Annotated in this window: 11 protein-coding genes and 1 pseudogene; 2 read left to right on the top strand and 10 right to left on the bottom strand. The window is 74.7% G+C overall.

Annotation, left to right across the window (positions count from 1 at the left end):
• Positions 1–62 precede the first annotated feature (62 nt).
• The 10 genes from K7I03_RS00410 to K7I03_RS00365 form a co-directional block, all read right to left on the bottom strand.
• Complete coding sequence (locus K7I03_RS00410) at positions 63–1,580, bottom strand: methylaspartate mutase (protein ID WP_185946162.1); 1,518 nt, start codon at positions 1,578–1,580, stop codon at positions 63–65.
• Positions 1,577–2,119, bottom strand: a complete 543-nt coding sequence (locus tag K7I03_RS00405; protein ID WP_221903719.1) for a cobalamin B12-binding domain-containing protein — start codon at positions 2,117–2,119, stop codon at positions 1,577–1,579. The genes K7I03_RS00410 and K7I03_RS00405 overlap by 4 nt, the downstream gene beginning before the upstream one ends.
• Complete coding sequence (locus K7I03_RS00400; RefSeq protein WP_185946163.1) at positions 2,116–3,411, bottom strand: type III PLP-dependent enzyme domain-containing protein; 1,296 nt, start codon at positions 3,409–3,411, stop codon at positions 2,116–2,118. Before K7I03_RS00400 ends, K7I03_RS00405 begins: the two co-directional genes overlap by 4 nt.
• Positions 3,408–4,922, bottom strand: coding sequence for an AMP-binding protein (locus K7I03_RS00395; protein WP_185946171.1), 1,515 nt, complete (start codon positions 4,920–4,922; stop codon positions 3,408–3,410). The genes K7I03_RS00400 and K7I03_RS00395 overlap by 4 nt, the downstream gene beginning before the upstream one ends.
• A 67-nt stretch (positions 4,923–4,989) precedes the next feature.
• Positions 4,990–6,657, bottom strand: a complete 1,668-nt coding sequence (locus K7I03_RS00390; protein WP_185946164.1) for an AMP-binding protein — start codon at positions 6,655–6,657, stop codon at positions 4,990–4,992.
• A 53-nt stretch (positions 6,658–6,710) separates the two neighbouring features.
• Positions 6,711–6,962 (bottom strand): acyl carrier protein, encoded by a 252-nt coding sequence (locus tag K7I03_RS00385; protein WP_004951735.1) that lies wholly within the window; start codon positions 6,960–6,962, stop codon positions 6,711–6,713.
• A gap of 64 nt (positions 6,963–7,026) precedes the next feature.
• A complete protein-coding gene (locus K7I03_RS00380; RefSeq protein ID WP_185946165.1) occupies positions 7,027–7,974 on the bottom strand; it encodes an ACP S-malonyltransferase in 948 nt (315 codons plus the stop codon).
• Between the two features lie 239 nt (positions 7,975–8,213).
• A complete protein-coding gene (locus K7I03_RS00375) occupies positions 8,214–8,438 on the bottom strand; it encodes a ferredoxin (protein WP_224346787.1) in 225 nt (74 codons plus the stop codon).
• Positions 8,435–9,640, bottom strand: coding sequence for a cytochrome P450 (locus K7I03_RS00370; RefSeq protein ID WP_185946166.1), 1,206 nt, complete (start codon positions 9,638–9,640; stop codon positions 8,435–8,437). The genes K7I03_RS00375 and K7I03_RS00370 overlap by 4 nt, the downstream gene beginning before the upstream one ends.
• Positions 9,637–10,632, bottom strand: coding sequence for a proline iminopeptidase-family hydrolase (locus tag K7I03_RS00365; RefSeq protein ID WP_185946167.1), 996 nt, complete (start codon positions 10,630–10,632; stop codon positions 9,637–9,639). Before K7I03_RS00365 ends, K7I03_RS00370 begins: the two co-directional genes overlap by 4 nt.
• Positions 10,633–11,322: 690 nt before the next feature.
• On the opposite strand from K7I03_RS00365, the pseudogene K7I03_RS00360 reads away from it, so the two are divergent.
• Together K7I03_RS00360 and K7I03_RS00355 are read left to right on the top strand one after the other, a co-directional pair.
• Positions 11,323–16,932 (top strand): annotated as a pseudogene (locus K7I03_RS00360) (SDR family NAD(P)-dependent oxidoreductase); the annotation flags it as partial.
• Between the two features lie 129 nt (positions 16,933–17,061).
• Positions 17,062–22,449 carry a type I polyketide synthase gene (locus K7I03_RS00355; protein WP_185946173.1) on the top strand — a complete coding sequence of 1,796 codons (5,388 nt, stop codon included), beginning with the start codon at positions 17,062–17,064 and terminating at the stop codon, positions 22,447–22,449.
• The last annotated feature ends 58 nt before the right edge of the window (positions 22,450–22,507 follow it).

Genomic DNA, 22,507 nt, shown 5'->3' with positions numbered 1-22,507 from the left:
ACGGGGCGGGCGGGGTGGTTCGGGGCGGGCGGGGGCGGGACGTGCCGGGCATCGGCGGCCGGTCAGGGCAGCGGCCGGCCGTCCGCGGGCGGGCCGGCGGGTTCGGCCGCCAGGGGCAGGGGCTCGTCCGGCCAGAACGGCTCGTCGTAGCTGCGCTGCACGTACGACAGCGCCTCCAGCAGGTCGGACGAGGTGACGGGACGCGACCGGCGGCCGTCCACCAGGTCCGCGATGGGCAGCGAGCCGGTGTCGGCCCAGCGCAGCCAGCCGCGGTCGTCGATGTAGCTGCGGCTGCGCCCGGCGTTGTCCGGGTGCACGCAGTACGGGATGTCCAGGTAGCCGCGCTTGAAGGCGAGCAGCAGCGCGTGCCCGATGTCCGGGTGGCTGTTGAGGACGGCGTCGACGAGCGTGCGCGCCTCGGCGTACGTCTGGGTGTCCCCGGGGCCGGGGTCTCCGGCCGGCGGTCCGGGGGCCGTCCGCGCCACCCGGGCGGCGTACTCCAGGGCCGCGACGTTCTCCGCCACGGTGGGGATCCGCCGGGACTCGGCGACGGTCTTGACGATCAGGCGCTCCGAGCCCGTGCCGACCGCGAGTTCGGCGGCCTCCCCGAGCAGCCGGTAGCAGCCCTCGGGGGTGTACGGGTACACCCCCATGTAGGCGTAGATCACCACGTGCCAGTCGGCGTCCGGGAGCAGCTCCGCGCAGAGCCTGCGCAGCGCGGCGACCGCCTCGCGGTCCTGGTCGCGGTTGGTCTGCTGGGCGTAGCTGACGGACAGGTCGCGGATGCCCAGCCGGTGGAAGAACACCGCCTCCAGGACACTGACCGCCACCAGCATGCTCGGCGGGCACAGCTGCCCCAGCAGACAGCCGCCGAACGTCTCGATGTGCGGGCTGGCCCCCCACTCGCGGAGCTGCGCGAACAGCGTGCTGCCGCGCTCCCAGTTGCGCATCGACTCGTCGAGCGGAGTACGGCCGTAGGGCAGGCAGTACGAGACCGGGCCGCCCTCGGTGGCGCTCAGCCCGGCCCGCGTCAGCGCGACGAAGATGTCGAACGGGGCCGCCGAGCCGTGCCGGACCTGCACCGGGAAGTCGTCGCCGTGCAGCCCGCGCAGGACCGCCCGGGTCGTCTCCACCGGGTAGCTGACGATGGGGAAGCCGTTGAGGGCCGACCCCTCGCGCAGTGCCGCCTCGATCGCGGCGAGGTCCCCGACCCGGGTGTAGCTGTCCAGGGTGAGGGTGCCGACGGTGGTGGCGTCGGCGTGCCGGGTGGCGTGCAGCCCCGCGCGCATGGCGGCCGGGTCGCCGAAGCCCATGCGCGGCTGCACCACCAGGCGTCCGGCCCGGTGCGCCCGGCGGACGAACGCGCCGAAGTCGCCGGCGGGGCGCCGCGCGGGCGCGTCGTCCGGGACGGGGGCGGGGACGGCCTCCGATACGGGAGCGGCGTCCGGTACGGGAGCGACGTCCGGCGGCGGGACGGCGTCCGGCCGCGCGGGTCCTCCCGGGACGGGTACGGGGACGGGGACGCCTTCCGGCCGCCGGTGCGGGCCGCTCTCCAGTGCCTCGCCGAAGCGTCCGTTCACGACAGCGCGGCCCGTCGCGGTATGCCGCCGATGAAGCGCCGGAACGAGGCGATCTCCTGCGCGCCGTCCTCGAAGACGCTGTCGAAACCCGCCTCCATCAGCTCCGTCACATGGTCGGTGCCCTCGCCGCCGGTGATGCCGAGCTTGCCGCCGATGACCGCGGGCAGCTCCGCCAGTCCCGGCTCGGCACGCAGCTTCCTGATGACCCGTACGCCGTCCTGGTGGCCGTGGCCGTTGACGCTGCTCACCACGAGCAGCGCGGGGGTGCGCTCCCGGCACTCGCGCACCAGGAGTTCGTCCGGGACGCACGGGCCCAGGTTCACCACGTCGTACCCCAGCTCCTCGATCAGCAACTGGAGGAACACCAGGTTCCAGGTGTGCGAGTCGGAGGCGAGACCGCTGACCAGGACCGTCTGCCGGTGCCCGGCCGGGGCGCGGCCGGTGGCCACCGGCACGATGCCCGCCGGGGCCGGTACCGCCGGCGCCCCCCTCGTCACGGACGCCGCCGGCCCGGCCGGGTCGCGCGGCGGCGGGGTCATGCCGCCCCTCCGCCGCCCGGTACCGCGTCCGCGGCGCCCTCCGGGAGCGGCGCCAGCGGGGCGCGGCGGTGCTCCAGCCGGGACGCCGAGACGACCTCGCCGCCGCGCACCAGCACCTCGGCGGGGGCCGGCCGGCCCAGGAACATCAGCAGGCTGGCCGTCGGGCCGTACGCCCCGGCGTTGGGGATCGCCAGCACGTCCCCGACCCTCACCCGCGGCAGCTCGACCCGGCGGCCGAGGACGTCGCCCGGCGTGCACAGCGGCCCGACCAGGCTGGCGCTCAGCCCCTCGCCGTCCGCAATCTCCGCGGCCTGCCCGGAGTCCGCCGGCTGCACGGCCACCGGCAGCAGCCGGCCCAGGCCCGACATCCCGCCGAAGGTGTTGATGCCGGCGTCCAGGATGACGAACGTCCGGCCCCGGCTCTCCTTGATGTTGACCACCCGGGTCAGCAGGACGCCGCTGTCGCCCACCAGATAGCGGCCCGACTCGCAGGCGAGGTGCGGGGTGCCCTGCCGCCAGTCCGGGAACAGCTCGTCCAGGGTGTCCTCCAGCCGCTCGCGCAGCTTCTCGTACACCGGACGCTCGCCGGGCACCGCGTAGGGGGCGGCGAAACCGCCGCCGATGTCCAGGAACCGCAGCGGCAGCCCGTGTTCGCGCCCCAGCTCCGCGGCCAGGGCGAGGGTGTGCCGGAACTCCCCGACGAGGCTGTCCTCGTCCTTCGCGTTGCTCAGCGGGAAGAAGTGCGCCCCCACCACCTCTGTGCCGGGCACGGCGCGCAGCTTCGGCAGGACGTCGCCGAGCGTCTCCGCGTCGACGCCGAACTGCGAGGGCGTCCCCGTCATCCGGATGCTGGTGGTGGCGCTCGCCGAGGCGCTGTTGACGCGCACCAGGCAGTCGGCCACCACACCGTGCGCCCGGGCGGCCGCGCCCACGTGCTCCAGGTCCGTCAGCGACTCGACGGAGAACAGCCGCACCCCGGCGGCCAGCGCCGCGGCCAGCTCGACGTCGGTCTTCCCCGGCCCGGTGTACAGGCACTCCGCCGGGTCGAAGCCCGCCTCCAGGGCGGCGGCCAGCTCGCCCGTCGAGCTGATCTCGGCCCGGCACACCCGGTCGCCGCCGGTCGCCAGGGCCCGCAGCACCTCCGGGTGCGGGTTCGCCTTGACCGCGCTGAACAGGCTGAACGGCTCGGGGAGCGCGTCCAGCAGATCCGCGCGCGCGGTCTCCACCCGGTCCAGGTCGTAGACGTACAGCGGTGTGCCGTACCGCTCGGCCAGTTCGTCGTACCGGCTCACTGGTCGCTCCCGTCGAGCAGCTCCGCGAGCCGCCGCTTCTCGTTCTTGCCGTGCAGGGTCAGGGGCCACTCGGCGAGCACCCGGCAGACCGCCGGGACCTTCTGCTGCTCCAGCCGGCCCGCGAGCTCGCGCAGGACCACGTGCGGGGCCAGGTCGGACTCCACGAACAGCGCCAGGTCGTGCCGGTCCGACGGGGGCAGCACCGCCGCCGCCCGCACCCCTGGGACGTCCATCGCCGCCGCCTCGATCTCCAGCGTGCTCATCCGGATGCCCTTGCGCTTGAACATGTCGTCCCGGCGCCCCTGGAAGTACAGGTAGCCGTCCGCGTCCAGCGAGCCGTAGTCCCCGGTGTGCAGCCGGAGTTCACCGGTCGGGGCGTGCCGGCGGAAGGTCCGCGCGGTCACCTCCGGGTTCCGCCAGTAGCCGGGCATCACATGCGGGCCGACGGCCACGATCTCGCCCGTCTCGCCGACGGGCACGGACGCGCCGTCCTCGTCCACGACCAGGACGCGCGTGCCGGGCAGCGGCCGGCCCACCGAGTCAGGCCGCTCCCGGTCCTCCTCCGGCGGCATGATGGAGACCCGCTTGCACTCCGTCTGCCCGAACTGCCGCACCACCCGGGCCCCCGGGAACGCCGCGCGCAGCGTCTCGATCACCGGCTGCGGCAGCGCCGCGCCCGTGTTGGTGAACATCCGCACCCGCGGCGCCGGGTTCTCCTCCCGGCGCGCCAGCGTCGCGATCATCGCGGCCAGCGACGGGACGATCGGCACCACCGTCGCCCCGCTCTCCCGGACCGCCGTCAGCAGCCGCAGGTCCGACTCGCCGTCCGCCAGCACGATCCCGCTCCGGCCCGCGGCGCACATCAGGACCTTGTACAGGCCGTAGTCCCACGACATCGGGAACCGGCAGAACACCACGTCGTCCGGGCGGTAGCCGAGCACCTGCACCATCGACCGGGTGGCGAACACCATCTGCGCGTGCGGGCAGACCACCGCCTTGGGGGCGGCCGTGCTGCCCGAGGTGTAGACGAGGACGGCCGGGTCCTCCGGCGCGACGTCCACCGCCGCCTCCGGGCGCGGGCCGCGGTCGGCGGTCTTCTCGGTCTCGCTCCACACCCCGCCGAACTCGTGCACGGGCGCCCCGGTGACCGCCTCGAACGTCGCCCGGTCGCCCTCCGCGCAGACCACCAGCGCCGGTTCGGCGTTCTCCAGGACCGACCGCAGGTGGTACGGCTTCATGTGCGGGTTCAGCGGCACGAAGACCGCGCCGCGCCGCGACGCCCCGTAGAACAGGGCGGTCAGCTCCCTGGTGGTGGGCAGCTGGACGACCAGCCGGTCACCCGGGCCGACGCCCCGCGCCGCCAGCCAGTCGGTGAAGGCGCGGCTGTACGCGTCGAGGCGGGCGTAGTCCCACCGCCCCTCGGCGTCGGCGACCGCCGCGGCCGAGGGCGAGAACGCCACGGCCTCGTCCAGCAGGGTGTGGACCAGGCTGTCGGGACGGTGGTCGCGCAGGGGGACCCCCCGCGCCGCACCCGTGGTGCCGTCCAAGCCGGGAGTGCTGTCCAACGCTGTTCTCCTGTCAGGTCGTCGGCGTGCTGGTGGTACGGGGGCCGGTCGTACGGAGGTCGGGGGTTTCGTTCAGGAGCTCGCGCGCGCGGGCCCGCAGCGCGCCGCGGTCGGTCTTGCGGTTGGAGTTGAGCGGGAACTCCTCCAGCCGCCAGAAGTGACGGGGCGTCATGCCTTGGGGCAGCACCGGGCGCAGTCGCCGGGCGAACACCGAGAGCGGCACGGCGGAACCGGTGTAGAAGACGGCCAGCTCGGTGCCCGCCTCCGTGGCCACGTCGACCGTGACGGCCTCGGTGACGCCCTCGCAGCCGCGCAGCGCGTGGTCCACCTCGGGCAGCTCCACCCGCCAGCCGGCGACCTGCACCTGGGCGTCCAGCCGTCCGAGGTAGGCGAGTTCGCTGTTGGCGGTGTCCCCGCCGATGCGGCGCACCCGGTCGCCCGTGCGGTACCAGACGCGGCCGTCGTGGTCGAGGAAGCGGCCCGCGTCGTCGCCCGGGTCCAGATAGCCGGCCGTCCGCTGCGGACCGGACACGCACAGCTCGCCCTCCCGCTCGGCGGGCTTCCCGTCCTCGTCGAGGAGCAGGTGCGCGTGGCCGCCGTTGACCCGGCCGATCGGCACCACCCCGTTCACCGCGATCCGCTCCGAACGCTCCGGATCCCAGCGGTGCGCCGCGATGGTGATCGTCAGCTCGGTCGGGCCGTAGAGGTTCTCCAGCGCCGAACCGGGCGCCGCCGCCTGCCAGTCCGCCGCGTCCCGGCACGTCAGTGCCTCACCGGCGAAGAAGCTCCAGCGCAGCCCGGGCAGCGCCCCCGGCACCAGCCCGCCGAGCCGGCGGACCAGCCCGATCGCGCTCGGCGTCGAGAACCACACCGTCATCCGGTGCTCCGCCAGGAACGCCGGCAGCTCCCGGTACGCACCCGGCGGCACCCACAGCGCCGTCGCCCCGGATCCCCAGGCGCAGAACAGGTCGAACATCGCGCAGTCGAAGTTCAGGTCGAACGTCTGCGAGAAGACGTCGTCCGGCGTGAAGTCGTAACGGGCGTCCTGGAGGCCGAAGTAGTGCGTGGCGCTGCCGTGGCTGATCGGCACGCCCTTGGGGCGGCCCGTCGACCCGGATGTGAACAGCATGTACGCGGCGTCGTCCGGCCGCACCGGCCGCGGCGCCGCCAGCGCGCCGGACGGGCGCGGCTCGATCCGTACGACGCCCGGGAGCGCGCCCGCCGGACAACCCGGCGCGAGCACCGGCAGCGCCGCGCCCGGGTCCTGCGCGGTGGACGCCGGCCCGTCGTCCGGGTCCGGCGCCAGCAGCTCCGGCAGCTGCGCCCAGCCGGCCTCGTCCACGATGACCGCCGACACCCCGGCGGCCCGCATCATCCGGCGGGTGCGCGCGACCGGGAAGCCCGGCTGGAGGGGCACGACGGTGGCGCCCGCGTACAGCGCGGCCAGGATGCCGACGTACGCGCGGACACCCTTCGCCGCCAGCACCGCCACCGCGCCCGGCGGCCCCGCCACCGCCGCCGACAGCGCGCCCGCCCACTCCAGGGCCCGCTCGTGCGCCTCCTCGTAACCGATCGCGTCGGCGCCGACCCGCACCGCGTCATTGCGCGGCGCCAGCTCCACTCCGCGCAGGAAACGCCCGTGCAGCGCCGTGTCCAGGGTGCTGTCCGACGTGGCGTCCACCGCTGCTCCTCTGCTGCTCACTGGGTTCGCTCCGGGACGTGCGGCGGCGCCGCTCAGGCGGCCTGGTCCGCGACCAGCCGGGACAGCGCCTTCCACAGCACGCCGGGCGTCGCGAACGTCTCGGGGCTGAGCGCGTCGTCGTGGAAGCGCACCTGGTACGCGTCCTCCAGCGCGGCGAGCAGCTCGACGATGCCCAGCGAGTCCAGGCCCAGGTCACGCAGCCCGGTGTCCTGCGTGAGCTGCTCGTCGGCGCCCAGGAACGGCAGGAACCCGCGCAGCAGGTCCTCGAACTTCTGGTCCCACATGGTGATGGCCTCTCGGTGAGTCGGTGTACGGAAAAGCGAGGGGAACGTCTTGGGGAGGGAGGGTTCAGGCGCTCGCGGGGCGCGGACGCGGGCGCAGCGCCAGCCGCGGCGTCGCCGGGACCACCTCGAAGGCGTCCGTGGTGCGCCGCACCCGGCCGAAGAGGCTGTCCTGGCCCGCCACGCACACCGTGCCGACCCCGGCCTCGCGCAGGGCGTCCACGACCGCCGGCCACCGCAGCGGGCGCACACAGCTGTCCAGCATCATGGCGCGCACCCCCTCGCCCGTGGTGACCAGCGCACCGTCCTGGTCGGCGATCACCGGGACGGTCGGGTCGGCGAACTCCAGCGGGCCGAAGACCTCCTCCTCGGCCCGGTCGCGCAGCCCCTTGAACAGCGAGCAGTGCATCGGCGGACGCATGGTGTACAGCGACATGCCGCCCAGCGCGCGGAGCCGGGCAGGCAGCCACTCCAGGTTGTGCTCGCGCAGCGTCAGCATGGTGAAGTCGTCGTCGATGTAGCAGGAGATCTCGTACATCTCCCCGCGCTCGTCCAGCTCCCCGAGCAGTTCGCGCAGCGTGTCCTGCGGCACGCGGACGAACGAGTGGGTGACGAGGTCCGTGTACTCCGTGGCGAAGTAGTCCTCCAGCAGCCGCGCGAACGCGGCGGTGGCGCGGACGGCGTCGGGGAAGTCCAGCGCCCCGGAGAACGCGGCGGCCGGCTTCTCGCCGAAGCTGGGGCCCGTGCACAGACCGGCCTCGACGCCCAGCGTGTGCCCCGCCCACTGGGCCAGCGCCAGCGAGTTGACCATGAACGCGACCTGGGCGTACTCGCTGTAGTCGCCCTCGGTGGTGCGGTAGCGGTCGACGAGCGAGTAGCCGAGCACCCGGTCGGCGGCGGCGACCAGCTTCCGGGCGAAGGGGTTGACGACCATGAACTTCCCGACCTCCGCGAAGGGGGTGGGCCCCATACCGGGGAAGATCATCGCGGTACCGGTCCGGGACGCGGTGGTCATGTGCGCGGTCCTTCCGAGACAAGCGGACGTGCGGGGGCCGGCCCCTCGTCGACCGGCCGCGCGGACGCGCGTGGCGGTGGACGGTGGCGGGGGCGGACGATGGCGGGGATGAGCGGCGGTGGAAGTGAGCGGCGGCGGCCGGCGGATGGCGCTCGCGACCGGCGGTTCCGGCGGCCTGGGAGACACGCCGCCGGAACCGGAAGTGACGGGCCCGGGGAGACCGCCGGCCCGGGGAAGGACTACTCCTCGGGCGCCAGCAGGGCGCCGCTGTCGGCGTCGCGCACCGCCAGCGCGGCCACCGGACAGGTCTCCGCGGCGTCGAGCACCGCGTCGTCGGGGTCGATCACGGCCGCCCGCGGCCGGGACTTGCCGTCCGCCAGCTCGAAGTGCCCGGGCGCGTAGTTCGCGCACACCGAGGCGCCGATGCAGACGCCGCGGTCGACCTCGACCGACCAGCGGCTCACCAGGTCACCCGCAGCAGCTTCGGGCCGCGCACCAGCATGCCCTGCTTCCACACCACCCCGTCCGCGCCGTCGGCGAAGTCCAGGGTCGGGAAGCGGGTCACCAGGGTCGTCAGCACCGTCTGCAGCTCCATCCGGGCCAGTTGGGCGCCCAGGCAGTGGTGCGGGCCGTGACCGAAGCCGATGTGCGGGTTGTGCTCGCGGGTGACGTCCAGCCGGTCCGGCTCCTCGAAGATCTCCGGGTCCCGGTTGGCCGAGGCCACCGAACCCACCACCGGCTCGCCGGCCTTCACCGTGACGTCCCCGAACTGGATGTCCTCCAGGGCGTACCGGGCGAACATCGCCGAGTAGTTCAGCGGGATCCAGCGCACCAGCTCCTCGACCGCGCGCGGCACCAGCGACGGGTCGGCGCACAGCAGCTCCCACTGGTCGCGGTGGCTGAGCAGCGCGTACAGGAAGTTGGGCATCTGCGAGGCGGTCGTCTCGGTGCCGGTGATGAGCAGGCCGCCGGTCACATGCATGACCAGCTCCTCCTCGCTCAGCCGGTCGCCGTCCTCGTCCCGCGTCTTCACCAGCGCACCGAGCAGGTCCTCGGTGGGGTTGCGGCGCCGCTCGGCGACCAGCGTCCCGATGTACGCGAACAGCTCCTTGGCGTTGCGCTCCATCTCCTCCCACGGCAGCGCCGTGGTGGAGACCATCGCCTCCGACCAGCCGCGCAGCCGCGGACGGTCGGCCTCCGGCACGCCGAGCATCTCGGAGATCACGGTGACCGGCAGCGGGATGGCGAAGTTCTCCACCATGTCGAACGGGGCACCCTGTTCGAGCATGTTGTCGACGAGCCCGTCCACGATCCGCTGGGTGTCGTCGCGCATCAGCTCCACCCGGCGTCCGGTGAACGCCCGGGCGACCAGCTTCCGCAGCCGCGCGTGGTCCGGCGCGTCCATGCCGACCAGACCGTCGTCCAGGTGCTCGTCGGGGTGGGTGCGCGGCTGGTCCCGGGTCTTGGCGACGGCCCGGCTGAACCGCGGGTCCGCCAGGACCGTGCGGACGTCGTGGTAGCGGGTGGCCAGCCAGGCCGGCTCGCCGAGCGGGAACTGCACCCGGCTCAGCGGCTCCTCCGCGCGCAGAGTGGCGTACATCGGATCGAGTTCGAGCCGGTCCGGTTCGCTGAACGGATAAGCGCGAATCTCATGAGCGGTGGTCACCCGAGCGCTCCTTCCTTGGGTTCCGTGGATTCCCCGGGCAGGGACGGGGACGGAATCGCCGCCGCCGCGCCCGGTATTGCTGTTCCTCCGGCACCGTCGAGCTCCGCGAGGAACGCGGTGAGAACGGAGGTGAAACGCTCGGGTTCCTCAAGGTGCGGCACATGGCTCGATTCCTCGAGGATTTCCCAGCGGACATCCGGTATCAGGTCGTAGAACGGCTGCACGGTCGCCGGGGTCGCCTCGTCGTGCCGCCCGCTGATCAGCAGCGTGGGGACGTCGATGTGCGGAATCCGGTCCTCGACCGACCAGTCCTTGAGGCTGCCGATGACGTGGAACTCGTTCGGCCCGTTCATGGCGTGGTAGACGGTCGGATCGTCGTTGATCTCCATGAACGTCGCCAGGTAGTCCCGCGGCCACGGCTGGACGCGGCACACGTGCCGGTCGTAGAACACCCGCATGGCCGCGAAGTACTCGGCGGTGTCCGTGGTCCCCGCCGCCTCGTGCCGCAGCAGCGTCTCCTGCACCTCGGGAGGCAGCCGCTCCCGCAGCACCGCCATCTCCCGCAGCCACAGGGGCATCGAGGCGGGGGAGTTGGCGATCACCAGGCCGCGCAGGCCGGCGGGCCGGTCGGCGGCGTGGTCCGCGGCCAGCATCCCGCCCCACGACTGCCCGAAGAGGATGTAGTCGTCGCCCACCTTGAGGTGCCGCAGGAGATTGTCCAGCTCCTCGCGGAACAGGCGCACGGTCCAGAAGTCCGTGCCGCGGTCCGGCAGCCGGGTGGACCCGCCGTTCCCGAGCTGGTCGTAGTGCACGACCGGCCGGCCGGCCTCCGCCAGGGACGCCAGGCTCAGCAGGTAGTCGTGCGTGCTCCCCGGGCCGCCGTGCAGGACGACGACGGGCGTACGCCCGCTCCCCAGGTCACCGGTGACGCGGTACCAGGTCTTGTGGTCGCCGAAAGGGGCGGTTCCTTTGACGATCGGTGTCGCGGGCATCTTCCTACCCCGAATCGATGTTTCGCGGCTTGCTGTTTCGCGGCTTCCTTGACGTGACTTCCGGCTTGACGTGGCTTTCGGACTTCCGGTGTTCGTTTCCGGCTCCAGCGGCTCTTCCGGTCCGGCTCTTCCGGCTCCTGCCGGTGTTCCGGCTCCTACCGGTGTTCCGGTCTTCCGGGATCGAGCGGCTTCCGAAGAAATCGAGCCGCCGGACGTTTCGCCGCGTCCGATGCCGAGAACGCTATAGCAGTGCGGTGGTGGGACGGACCCCTATCAAACCCCTAGGGGCCCTTAGCCGAACGGCGCCCGCGGCCCGCGGAGAACCCCTCCAGGACCCCGGCCCGACCCTCGCCGGACACATGGAATTCACCCGGACGTTTCCGTTCCGCGGCCCCTGATAGGGGTACCTAGGGGGAGCTAAGGGTGGCTGCCCCCGAGAAGCCGCCCGTAGCGTTCCGGGAGACCGCCCGTCCCGGCACGCGCAGTTCGCGGACGGCCCCTCGCAGAGGCAAAGCAGCCAGGCGAAGGCCCGGCACGTCACAGCCGGGACACGGGAGCACGGGGCGGAACGGCCGTACCAGCGGGAGCGGTACGGCCGGACCGCGGAACCACCGGGCCCCGCCCGGGCGGTGCGGGCGGCGACCAATCAGACCGGGTACCGGGCGCGTTCCGGGTTCAGGGGGTTCTTGGGTGGAAGGCGAGAAGAAACTTCTCGATTACCTCAAGCGGGCGACGGCCGACCTTCGGGAGGCCCGCCGCCGGCTGCGCGAAGCCGAGCGCAGGGAGCACGAACCCATCGCCGTCATCGGGATGAGCTGCCGCTACCCGGGCGGCGTCACCTCCCCCGAGGAGCTCTGGCGACTGCTGGACGAAGGCCGCGACGGCATCACCCCGTTCCCCGAGAACCGCGGCTGGGACACCGACGCCCTCTACGACCCCGACCCCGAGCGGCCCGGCACCACCTACGTCCGCGAGGGCGGATTCCTGCACGACGCCGCCGACTTCGACGCCGACTTCTTCGGCATCGGCCCGCGCGAAGCCCTGGCCATGGACCCCCAGCAGCGGCTGCTCCTCGAAGCGTCCTGGGAAGCCCTCGAACGGGCCGGCCTCGACCCCCACGCCCTGCGGGGCAGCAAAACCGGCGTCTTCGCCGGAGTGATGTACCACGACTACGCCGCCCGCCTCACCCACGTCCCCGACGAGGTCGACGGGTACGTCGGCAACGGCAACTCGGGCAGCGTCGTCTCCGGCCGCGTCTCCTACAGCCTCGGCCTGGAAGGCCCGGCGGTCACCGTGGACACCGCCTGCTCCTCCTCCCTCGTCGCCCTGCACTGGGCCGTCCGCGCGCTGCGCGCCGGCGAGTGCTCGCTGGCCCTGGCCGGCGGCGTCACCGTGATGGCGGCGCCCGACACCTTCACCGAGTTCAGCCGGCAGCGCGGCCTGGCCGCCGACGGCCGCTGCAAGGCGTTCGCCGAAGCGGCGGACGGTACCGGCTGGGGCGAGGGCGTCGGCGTCCTGGTGGTCGAGCGGCTGTCGGACGCGCTGCGCAACGGGCACAAGGTGCTGGCGGTCGTGCGCGGTTCGGCGGTCAACCAGGACGGCGCCAGCAGCAGCCTCACGGCCCCCAACGGCCCCTCCCAGCAGCGCGTCATCCTTCAGGCCCTGGCCGAGGCCGGCCTCCGGCCGTCCGAGGTGGACGTGGTGGAGGGACACGGTACGGGGACGACGCTGGGCGATCCGATCGAGGCGCAGGCGTTGCTGGCGACGTACGGCAAGGAGCGGCCGGACGACGGACGGCCGTTGTGGCTGGGGTCGGTGAAGTCGAACCTGGGGCATACGCAGGCGGCGGCGGGTGTGGCGGGCATCATCAAGATGGTTCTCGCGATGCGCAACGGCGTGCTGCCGAAGACGCTGCACGTGGACGCGCCGTCGTCGAAGGTGGACTGGACGGCGGGTGCGGTGGAACTGCTCACCGAGGCGCAGGTGTGGGAGAGTGACCGGCCGCGCAGGGCGGGTGTCTCGTCGTTCGGTATCAGCGGGACCAACGCCCACGTGATCCTCGAAGAAGCCCCGCCCGTGGAGGAATCGGCAGCGGAAGAGCAGGCCACCGGTCCGGCTCTGCCGTGGCTGCTCAGCGCCCGTTCCGCGGATGCTCTGCGCGCCCAGGCCGCGCAGCTGCTGAGCGTGTTGGAGCGCGAGGACGGACCGGGGCTGCTGCGGGAGGTGGCGGTGGCCCTGGCGACGACGCGGGCACAGCTGGAACACCGTGCCGTGCTCACCGGCACCAACCGCGCGGACCTCACCGCCGCCCTCGCCGCGCTGGCGGCAGGGCAGGACGCGGCGGGCCTGGTGCGGAGGACGGCCGCCGAAGGCCGGCTGGCGTTCCTGTTCACCGGGCAGGGGGCACAGCGGGTAGGAATGGGCCGGGAACTGTACGAAGCGTTCCCGGTGTTCGGCAAGGCGCTGGATGAGGTGTGCGCCCACCTCGACGCACGCCTCGAACTTCCGCTCAAGGACGTCCTCTTCGGCGAGGACGGCGAGCTGCTGAACCGCACGGAGTACGCGCAGCCGGCGCTGTTCGCCGTCGAGACGGCGCTGTTCCGCCTGGTGGAGTCCTGGGGCGTACGACCGGAGGCACTGGCCGGACACTCCATCGGCGAGATCGCGGCAGCCCACGTCGCCGGGGTGCTCTCCCTGGCGGACGCGTGCACGCTGGTGGCCGCACGCGGCCGGCTGATGCAGGCCCTGCCCGAGGGCGGCGTCATGGCCGCCCTCCAGTGCACCGAGGACGAAGCACTCACCCTCCTTGATGACGCTCAGGACGCTTCCGTTGCTGCCGTCAACGGCCCGCGCGCAGTTGTTGTCTCGGGTGCCGAAGCACCGGTCACCGCGATCGTGGAGAAGCTGCGGGAGCAGGGCCGCAAGACCTCGACGCTCAAGGTCTCCCACGCCTTCCACTCGCCGCTGATGGAGTCGATGCTGGAGGACTTCCGCACGGTCGTGGCGGGCCTGACCTTCACCGAGCCGCGCATCCCGATCGTCTCCACCGTCACCGGACAGCACGCCACCACCGAGGAGTTGACGAGCGTCGACTACTGGGTGGAGCACGTCCGCCGCCCGGTCCGCTTCGCCGACGCGGTCTCGACCCTGACCGCCGACGGCATCACCACCTTCCTGGAGATCGGCCCCGACGCCGTCCTCACCGCCATGGCGGCCGACCACACCACCGCCACCTGCCTCCCCCTCCAACGCCGCAACCGCCCCGAGGCACAAGAAGCCCTCACCGCCCTGGCGACCCTCTGGACCCACGGCCACCCCATCACCTGGCACACCCTCCACCCCTCAGCACAAAAGAGCACCATCGACCTCCCCACCTACCCCTTCCAACGCCGCCGCTACTGGCTGGAGGAGGGCGCGGGAGCCGGTGACCCGGAGGCTCTGGGCCAGGTGCCGGCGCGGCATCCGCTGCTCGGCGCGGCCGTCGCCGTGCCGGACACGGACACCGTCGTCCTGACCGGGCGGATCGGCACCCGTACCCACCCCTGGCTGGCCGACCACACCATCCTGGGGACCACCCTGCTCCCCGGCACCGGTCTCCTCGAACTCGCGCTGCACGCCGGTGACCAGGCCGGCACCCCGTACCTCGACGAACTGACGCTCCAGGCGCCCCTCGTCGTGCCCGCCGACCGGGCCGTCGATCTGCGGATCACGGTGGGACCGGCGGACGAGGCGGACCGGCGTACCGTCACCGTCCATTCGCGGCCGGCGGGCTCGGCGGATCACGCGGAGTGGACGCCGCACGCCACCGGGGGACTCACCGCCGAGGAGCCCGCCGCCGAGGACGCCGGCGACGAGCTCGCCGCGTGGCCGCCCGCCGACGCCCAACCCATCCCGCTCGACGCCGCCTACGAGCGGCTCGCCGACCAGGGGTACGACTACGGCCCGGTTTTCCAGGGACTCCAGGCCGCCTGGCGGCAGGGCGACACCACCTACGCCGAGGTCGCCCTCCCGCCGGAGGCTCAGCACGACGCCGCGTCCTACCTGCTCCACCCCGCCCTCCTCGACTCGGCCCTGCACGCCAACCTCTTCCACGAGGCGGATGAGCAGGCCGCCGCGGAAGGCCCGCGGCTGCCGTTCGCATGGAGCGGTGTCACGGTGCACGCGACGGGGGCCGCCGCGCTGCGCGTCCGCGTGGCGTCGCACGGCCCCGACGAGGCGTCGGTGCTGGTGGCGGACGGGTCCGGGGCACCCGTGCTCACGATCCGGTCGCTCGCCGCGCGGGCCGTGGACGCCGACGCCGTGCGGCCGGCGGGGGAGGAGACGGAAGGTGCCGACGGCGCCGCCCTACTGCGCCCCGTCTGGGCGGAGCGGGCCGTTCCGCCGCTGCCGGGGGAGGGGGAGGAAGACGGTGGCTGGGCGCTCGTCGGTACCGCGCCCGATCCGCTGCTCACCGCCGCGCTGGGACCCGAGGCGCGCGGGTACGCCGATCTCGCCTCGCTCGCCGCGGCGCCCGGCGCCGTGCCCGGCACGGTGGTGCTGCCGTGCGGCGGTCCCGGGCCGGACGGCAGCGGCGACCTGCCGGACCAGGTCCGTACCACCGTCACCGACGTTCTCGCGACCGTACGGGAATGGCTCGCCGAACCAGCGTTCGCCGCCTCCCGCCTGGTGGTCCTCACCAGCGGCGCGGCGGGCCCCGACGCCGCGTCCGGCCCCGCCGTCGACCTGGCGCGCGCCCCCCTGTGGGGCCTGGTGCGCGCCGCGCAGGCCGAGCACCCCGGCAGGCTGCTGCTCCTCGACTGGGACGGCACCCCCGCGTCGGGCCGCCGGCTGCGCGCCACCGCCGCCACCACGGACGACGCCGAACTCGCCCTGCGCGACGGCACGGTGTGGGCGCCGCGGCTCGTCCGGGAACGGCCCGCCGCCCCGGCCGCCGACACCGTCCTCGGCGCCGGCTGGGACCCCGACGGCACCGTCCTGATCACCGGCGGAACCGGCGGCCTCGGCGCCGCCGTCGCCCGGCACCTGGTGACCCGGTACGGCGCCCGCCGGCTGCTCCTGGTCAGCCGGCGCGGCGAGGAGGCGCCGGGCGCCCGCGAGCTGTGCCGGGAACTGGGCGCGGCGGGCGCCGAGGCGCGGGTGGCGGCGTGCGACGTCGCGGACCGCGCCGCGCTGGAGAAGCTGCTCGCCGACATCCCGGCCGGCCACCCGCTGAACGCCGTCGTCCACACGGCCGGACTGGCCGAGAACGGCCTGATCGAGACCCAGACGGCGCATCACGTCGACACGGCGCTGCGCCCCAAGGCGGACGCCGCCTGGCACCTCCACGAGCTGACGGTCCATCAACCACTCGCCGCCTTCGTGCTGTTCTCGTCCACCGCCGGTCTCTTCGTCGGCGCCGGACAGGCCGGTTACGCCGCCGCCAACGTGTTCCTCGACGCTCTCGCCCGCCACCGCGCGGACCAGGGCCTGCCCGCCCTCTCCCTCGCCTGGGGCCTGTGGGACGGCGAACAGGGCATGGGCGGCCAGCTGGCCGACACGGACGTCGAGCGGCTGCGCCGCATGGGCATGCGCCCGCTGCCGACCGCCCGGGCGCTCGACCTGCTCGACGCGGCCCTGGCGGCGGACGGCCCGGTGCTGGTGCCCGTCGGCCTGGAGGCCGCCGCCCTGAACGCCGGGAGCGCGACGGTGCCGGCCCTGCTGCGCACCCTCGTCCGCACCCGGCCGCGCCGTGCCGCGCGGCCGGCGGCCGGAGCTCCCTCCACCGGTGCCGACGCGCTCGCGCACCGGCTCGCCAGCCTCCCGGAGCCCGAGCGCGACCTCGTCCTGCTCGACCTGGTGCGCAGCAACACGGCCGCCGTCCTCGGTCACGGCAGCGGTGAACTCGTCGATCCCGAGCGGGCGTTCAAGGACGTCGGCTTCGACTCGATGGCCGCCGTCGACCTCCGCAACCTGCTGAACGCGGCCACCGGGCTGCGGCTCCCCGCCACCCTCGTCTTCGACTTCCCCACCCCGGCCGTCCTCGCCGCGCACCTCGCCGCCGAGCTGGTGCCGGACCAGGGGGCCGGACGGTCGCTGGCCGACCGGATCGACGACCTGGAGGCCGCCCTGCTGGCCGCGGCCGGCTCCGACGGTGTCCCCGACCGCGAGCACGCCGACGTCGCGGCCCGGCTGGACTCGCTGCTGCGCCGGTGGCGGCACGAGCGCGGCGAGGAGCCGCGCGCCGACGCCCGCACGGCGTTCGAGTCCGCCACCGACGACGAACTGTTCGCCGCGCTGGACGGCGACCTCGGCATGCCGTAGCCCGGCCGCCGCCGCCGTACCACCGTCCGGTGGCACACCCGTGCCCCGGGCGGTGCCCTGCCGACGGAACCGCACACCCACCACTCCCGACGCCCCGGAAACCACCGTCCGAGATTGGCTCACACTTCGATGGCGAACGACCAGAAACTGCGCGACTACCTTCGGCGCGCGACGGCCGACCTCCACGAGACCCGGCGCCGGCTGCGCGAGGTCGAGGACGGCCGGCACGAGCCGATCGCGATCGTGGGCATGGGCTGCCGCTACCCGGGCGGCGTCGCCGGCCCCGAGGACCTGTGGCGGGTGGTGGACACGGGCGCCGACGTCGTCGGGCAGTTCCCCACCGACCGCGGCTGGGACATGGACACGCTGTACGACCCGGCTCCCGGCCGGCCCGGGCGCAGCTATGTGCGCGAGGGCGGGTTCCTGTACGACGCCGCCGACTTCGACCCGGTGTTCTTCGGGCTCAGCCCCCGGGAGGCGCCCGAGACCGACCCCCAGCAGCGGCTGCTGCTGGAGGTCGCCTGGGAGGCGTTCGAGCGGGCCGGGATCGACCCCGGCACCCTCAAGGGCAGCCGCACCGGCGTGTTCGCCGGCCTGATGTACCACGACTACGCGGGCGGCAGCACGGCCGGCAGCCTGGTGTCCGGCCGCGTCTCCTACACCTTCGGCTTCGAGGGCCCGGCGCTCACGGTGGACACGGCCTGCTCGTCGTCGCTGGTGGCGCTCCACCTGGCCGCGCAGTCCCTGCGCAACGGCGAGTGCTCGCTGGCCCTGGCCGGCGGCGTCACCGTGATGGCCGGGCCGGAGATGTTCGTCGAGTTCAGCCGGCAGCGCGGCCTCGCCAAGGACGGCCGCTGCAAGTCCTTCGCGGGCGCGGCGGACGGCGCCGGCTGGTCGGAGGGCGCCGGGGTGCTGCTGGTGGAACGGCTGTCCGACGCGCGCCGCAACGGCCACCCCGTCCTCGCCGTCGTCCGGGGCTCGGCGGTCAACCAGGACGGCGCCAGCAACGGCCTCACCGCCCCCAACGGGCCCTCCCAGCAGCGCGTCATCCGCCAGGCCCTCGACAACGCCGGCCTCACCCCCGCCGACGTCCAGGCCGTCGAGGCGCACGGCACCGGCACCGTCCTCGGCGACCCCATCGAGGCCCAGGCCCTCCTCGCCACCTACGGCCGCAACCGCCCCGACGGCCAGCCTCTTTGGCTCGGCTCCATCAAGTCCAACATGGGGCACGCCCAGGCCGCCGCCGGCGTCGGCGGCATCATCAAGATGGTCGAGGCGATCCGGCACCGGACGCTGCCCCGCACCCTGCACGTCGACGAGCCGACGCCGAAGGTCGACTGGTCGGCCGGGAACGTCCGGCTGCTGACCGAGCCGGTGGAATGGAGCGGCGACGCCCCGCGCCGCGCCGGCGTCTCCTCCTTCGGCCTCAGCGGCACCAACGCCCACGTCATCATCGAGGAGGCGCCGGCCGCCGACGCCCCGGACGCCCCCGGCCTCCCGGAGGCCGCTGACGCCCCGGAGGCCGCCGAGGCCCCCGCCCGCCCGCTGCCCTGGCTGCTGTCGGCCCGCGACGACCGGGCACTGCGCGACGCGGCGGCCCGGCTGCGCGCCCACCTCACCGCACCGCACCCCCACGGCGGCCCCGCGAGCGCCGTGGACGTCGCCTTCTCCCTCGCGACCACCCGCGCCGTCTTCGACCACCGGGCCGCCGTCGTCGACGACGACCGCGACGGGCTGCTGCGCCGCCTCGACGCGCTGGCCGCCGGCGACGACACCCCCGGGCTGGTGCGCGGCACCCCGCGCGGCACCGGCGCCCGGACGGCCTTCATGTTCACCGGGCAGGGCGCCCAACGCCCCGGCATGGCACAGGAGTTGTACGCGTCCGAGCCCGCCTTCGCGGCGGCCCTCGACGCCGTCTGCGACGCCCTCGACCGGCGGCTCGACACGCCGGTGCGGGAGACCATGTGGCTCCACGGCGACGGGCGCGACGCGGCCCGCGCGGAACGGCTCGACCGCACCGGCCACGCCCAGGCCGCCCTCTTCGCCGTCGAAGTCGCCCTCTTCCGGCTGCTGGAGGAGTGGGGCGTCCGCCCCGACCTGCTGATCGGCCACTCCATCGGCGAGATCGCCGCCGCCCACGCCGCCGGGGTCTTCACCCTGGACGACGCCTGCACCCTGGTCGCCGCCCGGGCCCGGCTGATGGAGGCGCTGCCCACGGGCGGCGCGATGGTCGCCGTCGAGGCGTCCGAGGACGACGTACGGCCGCTCCTCGGCGACCGGCTCGCGGTCGCCGCCGTCAACGGACCGGCGTCCGTGGTCCTCTCCGGCGACGAGGACGCCGTCCTGCGCGCCGCCGATCAACTCCGGGAGCAAGGGCGCAAGACGTCGCGGCTGCGCGTCAGCCACGCATTCCACTCACCCCGCATGGACCCCATGCTCGCGGACTTCCGGAAGGCCGTCGACGGCCTCCCGACGGCCCCGCCCCGCATCCCCCTCGTCTCCAACCTGACCGGAAAGCTGTGCGGGGGCGACGAGTTGGCGTCCGCCGAGTACTGGGTGCGGCACGTCCGCGAGACCGTCCGGTTCGCCGACGGCATCGCCACGCTCCGCGAGCACGGCGCCGGCACCTTCGTCGAACTCGGCCCCGGCGCCACCCTCACCGCCCTCGCCCGCCGCTGCGTCACGGACGACACCGGGCCCGACGCCCCGGTCTTCGTCCCGCTGCTCCGCGCCGACCGCCCCGAGCCGCGCACCCTGACCGCCGCGCTGGCCGAACTCCACGTCCACGGCACCGCCGTCGACTGGCCCTCGGCCAGCGGGAGTTGGGGCGGCCGACGGGTGGACCTGCCCACCTACCCGTTCCAGCGGCAGCGCTACTGGTGGGAGGACGACGTCGCGGGCACCCCGCGTCCGGCCGCCCGACCGGGAACCGGCGCCGCCGACACCGCCTTCTGGGACGCGGTGCGCCGCACCGACACCGGCGCCCTCGCCGGGGCCCTGGGCGCCGGCCCCGGCGCCGAGCGGGACGCCCTGGACACGGTGCTGCCGCTGCTCGCCTCCTGGCACACCCGCCGGGTCACCGAGGAGACCGCCGACGCCTGGAGCTACCGCATCGACTGGCAGCCCCTCACCCCGCCCGCCCCCGACGCCGGCGCGGTGGCCGGCACCTGGCTCGTCGTCTCCCCGGACGGCCCGGCCGCCCGGCCGTGGACCGAGCGGCTCGACACGGCCCTGACCGGACACGGCGCCGACGTCCGGCACATCGGCCCGGACGCGGCCGACGTGACCGATGGGACCGACGCGCCCGGTCCGTCCGCCGCCGCCCTCGCCGACCGGCTGCGGTCCGCGCTCAACGGGGCCGGCGACGTACGCGGAGTGGTCTCCCTCCTCGCACTCGACGAGCGTGACGCCGGCGGCGGCCTGAACGCCACGGTCGCCCTCGCCCAGGCCCTGGGCGAAGCGGCCGTCGACGCCCCGCTGTGGTGCCTGACCAGCGGTGCCGTCGCGGTCGGCGGAGCCGAGGAACTGCCGCACCCGGAGCAGGCACAGGTGTGGGGCCTCGGCCGGGTCGCCGCCCTGGAGCAGCCCCGCCGCTGGGGCGGGCTCGTCGACGTCCCGCCGGCACCCGACGACCGCGCCGCCGAACGGCTCACCGCCGTCCTGGCGGGCGCGTCCGCCGCCCCGGACGCCGGCACAGGAACGGAGGACCAGGTCGCCGTCCGTGCCTCAGGAACCTTCGGCCGCCGACTGGTCCGGATACCGGCCGACACGGGCCTCGGCACGACGACCGGCGCCACGGCCGGCGGGGCCGCGGCCACCGAGGCCTCCACCGGCAGCGCTACGGCCGACGGCGTCATGGCGGACGGCACGGCGGTGAGCGGGACCGCGGCGGATCGCACCGTGACGCACGGCACCGAGGCCGGTGACTCCGCGGCCGCCGGTGCCGGCACCACGCCGACCGGCACCGGTAGCCGGGCCACCGGCACCGCCGCCCCCGCCCCCGCCACCGCGACGGTGGGCACCGACGCCCCTGCGGCAGCCGGCCCCGCTGCCGGCCGAGCCGGTGCGGACGCCGCGGGTACGGGCAGCGCGGACGGTGCGGTCGCGGACAGCGCGCCCGGGGAGATCCCCCACCCCTGGCCCCCGCGCGGCAGCGTCCTGATCACCGGCGGCACCGGCGCGCTCGGCGCGCACGTCGCCCGCTCGCTGGCCCGGGACGGCGCCGAGCACCTCGTCCTGACCAGCCGCCGCGGCCCGGACGCCCCGGGCGCCGCCGACCTCGCGGCCGAACTCACCGCCCTGGGCGCCCAGGTCACCGTGGCCGCCTGCGACGCCGCCGACCACACGGCCCTCGCCGCGCTCCTCGACGGGCTCCCGGAGGACCGGCCGCTGACGGCGGTCGTGCACACGGCCGGTGTCCTGGACGACGGCGTCCTGGAATCCCTCACCCCCGACCGGCTCGCCGGCGTCCTGCGCCCCAAGGTGACGGCCGCCCGCAACCTGCACGAGCTCACCCGGGACCGCGACCTGACGGCGTTCGTCACCTTCTCCTCGATCGCCGGACTGCTCGGCAGCGCGGGACAGGGCGCCTACGCCGCGGCCAACGCCTACCTGGACGCCCTGGCCGAGCACCGCAGGGCCCTCGGCCTCGCCGCGACCTCGGTGGCCTGGGGCCCGTGGGACGGCGGCGGCATGGCGGGCGAGGAGGCGTCCCAGGACCGTTCCTGGTGGCGCGGCCTGGCCCCGATGGACGCCGACGTGTGCCTGACCGCCCTCCGGCGGGCCCTGGACCGCCCGGCGGCCTGCGTCGGTGTCTTCGACGCCGACTGGCCCCTGCTCGCGCCGTCGTTCACCGCGACCCGCCCCAGCCCGCTGCTGTCCGCGCTGCCCGAGGTACGGGCCGCCGCCACAGCGCCCGCCGGCGACCCGGCCGGCGCGGCCGAGGCCCCGTCGGACCTGGTCGGCCGGCTCGCCGCGCTCCCCGAGAGCGAGCAGCGGCGCGAGGTGCTCACCCTCGTCCGCGACCAGGTGGCCCTCGTCCTCGCCTACGAGAACAGCGCCGCCGTGCAGTCCGGACGGGCCTTCAACGAACTCGGCTTCGACTCGCTCACCGCCGTCGAGTTCCGCAACCGGCTGAGCACCGTCACCGGCCTGACCCTGCCGGCCACCCTCCTTTTCGACTACGCCAACCCCGACGCCCTCGCCACGCACCTGCACGGCGAACTGTGCGCCGGCGGCGCGACACCCGCCGTCCCGGTCCTCGCCGAGCTCGAACGCATCGAGTCCGCGGCGGACTCCCTCTCGGCGGAGGAGATCGAACGCACCCGGATCGGCCACCGGCTCCGGGAACTCGCCGACCGCCTCACCGCCCGGCTCACCGAGCACGACGGCGCGAGCGGCACGGCCGGCGCGGCCGGGGCGGCACCGGCGGACGGGCCCTCCGTCGCCGACCGTCTCGACTCCGCGACGGCCGAGGACGTCTTCGACTTCCTCGACAAGGAACTCGGGCTCTCCTGACCCGTCGACCCGTCCCCGTCCCCCTACCTTCCACCCCACTTCCCGACCCTCCCGCACA

This window comes from Streptomyces mobaraensis (genome assembly GCF_020099395.1).
Classification (GTDB): domain Bacteria; phylum Actinomycetota; class Actinomycetes; order Streptomycetales; family Streptomycetaceae; genus Streptomyces.
This window is presented reverse-complemented; position numbering and strand designations above follow the sequence as displayed.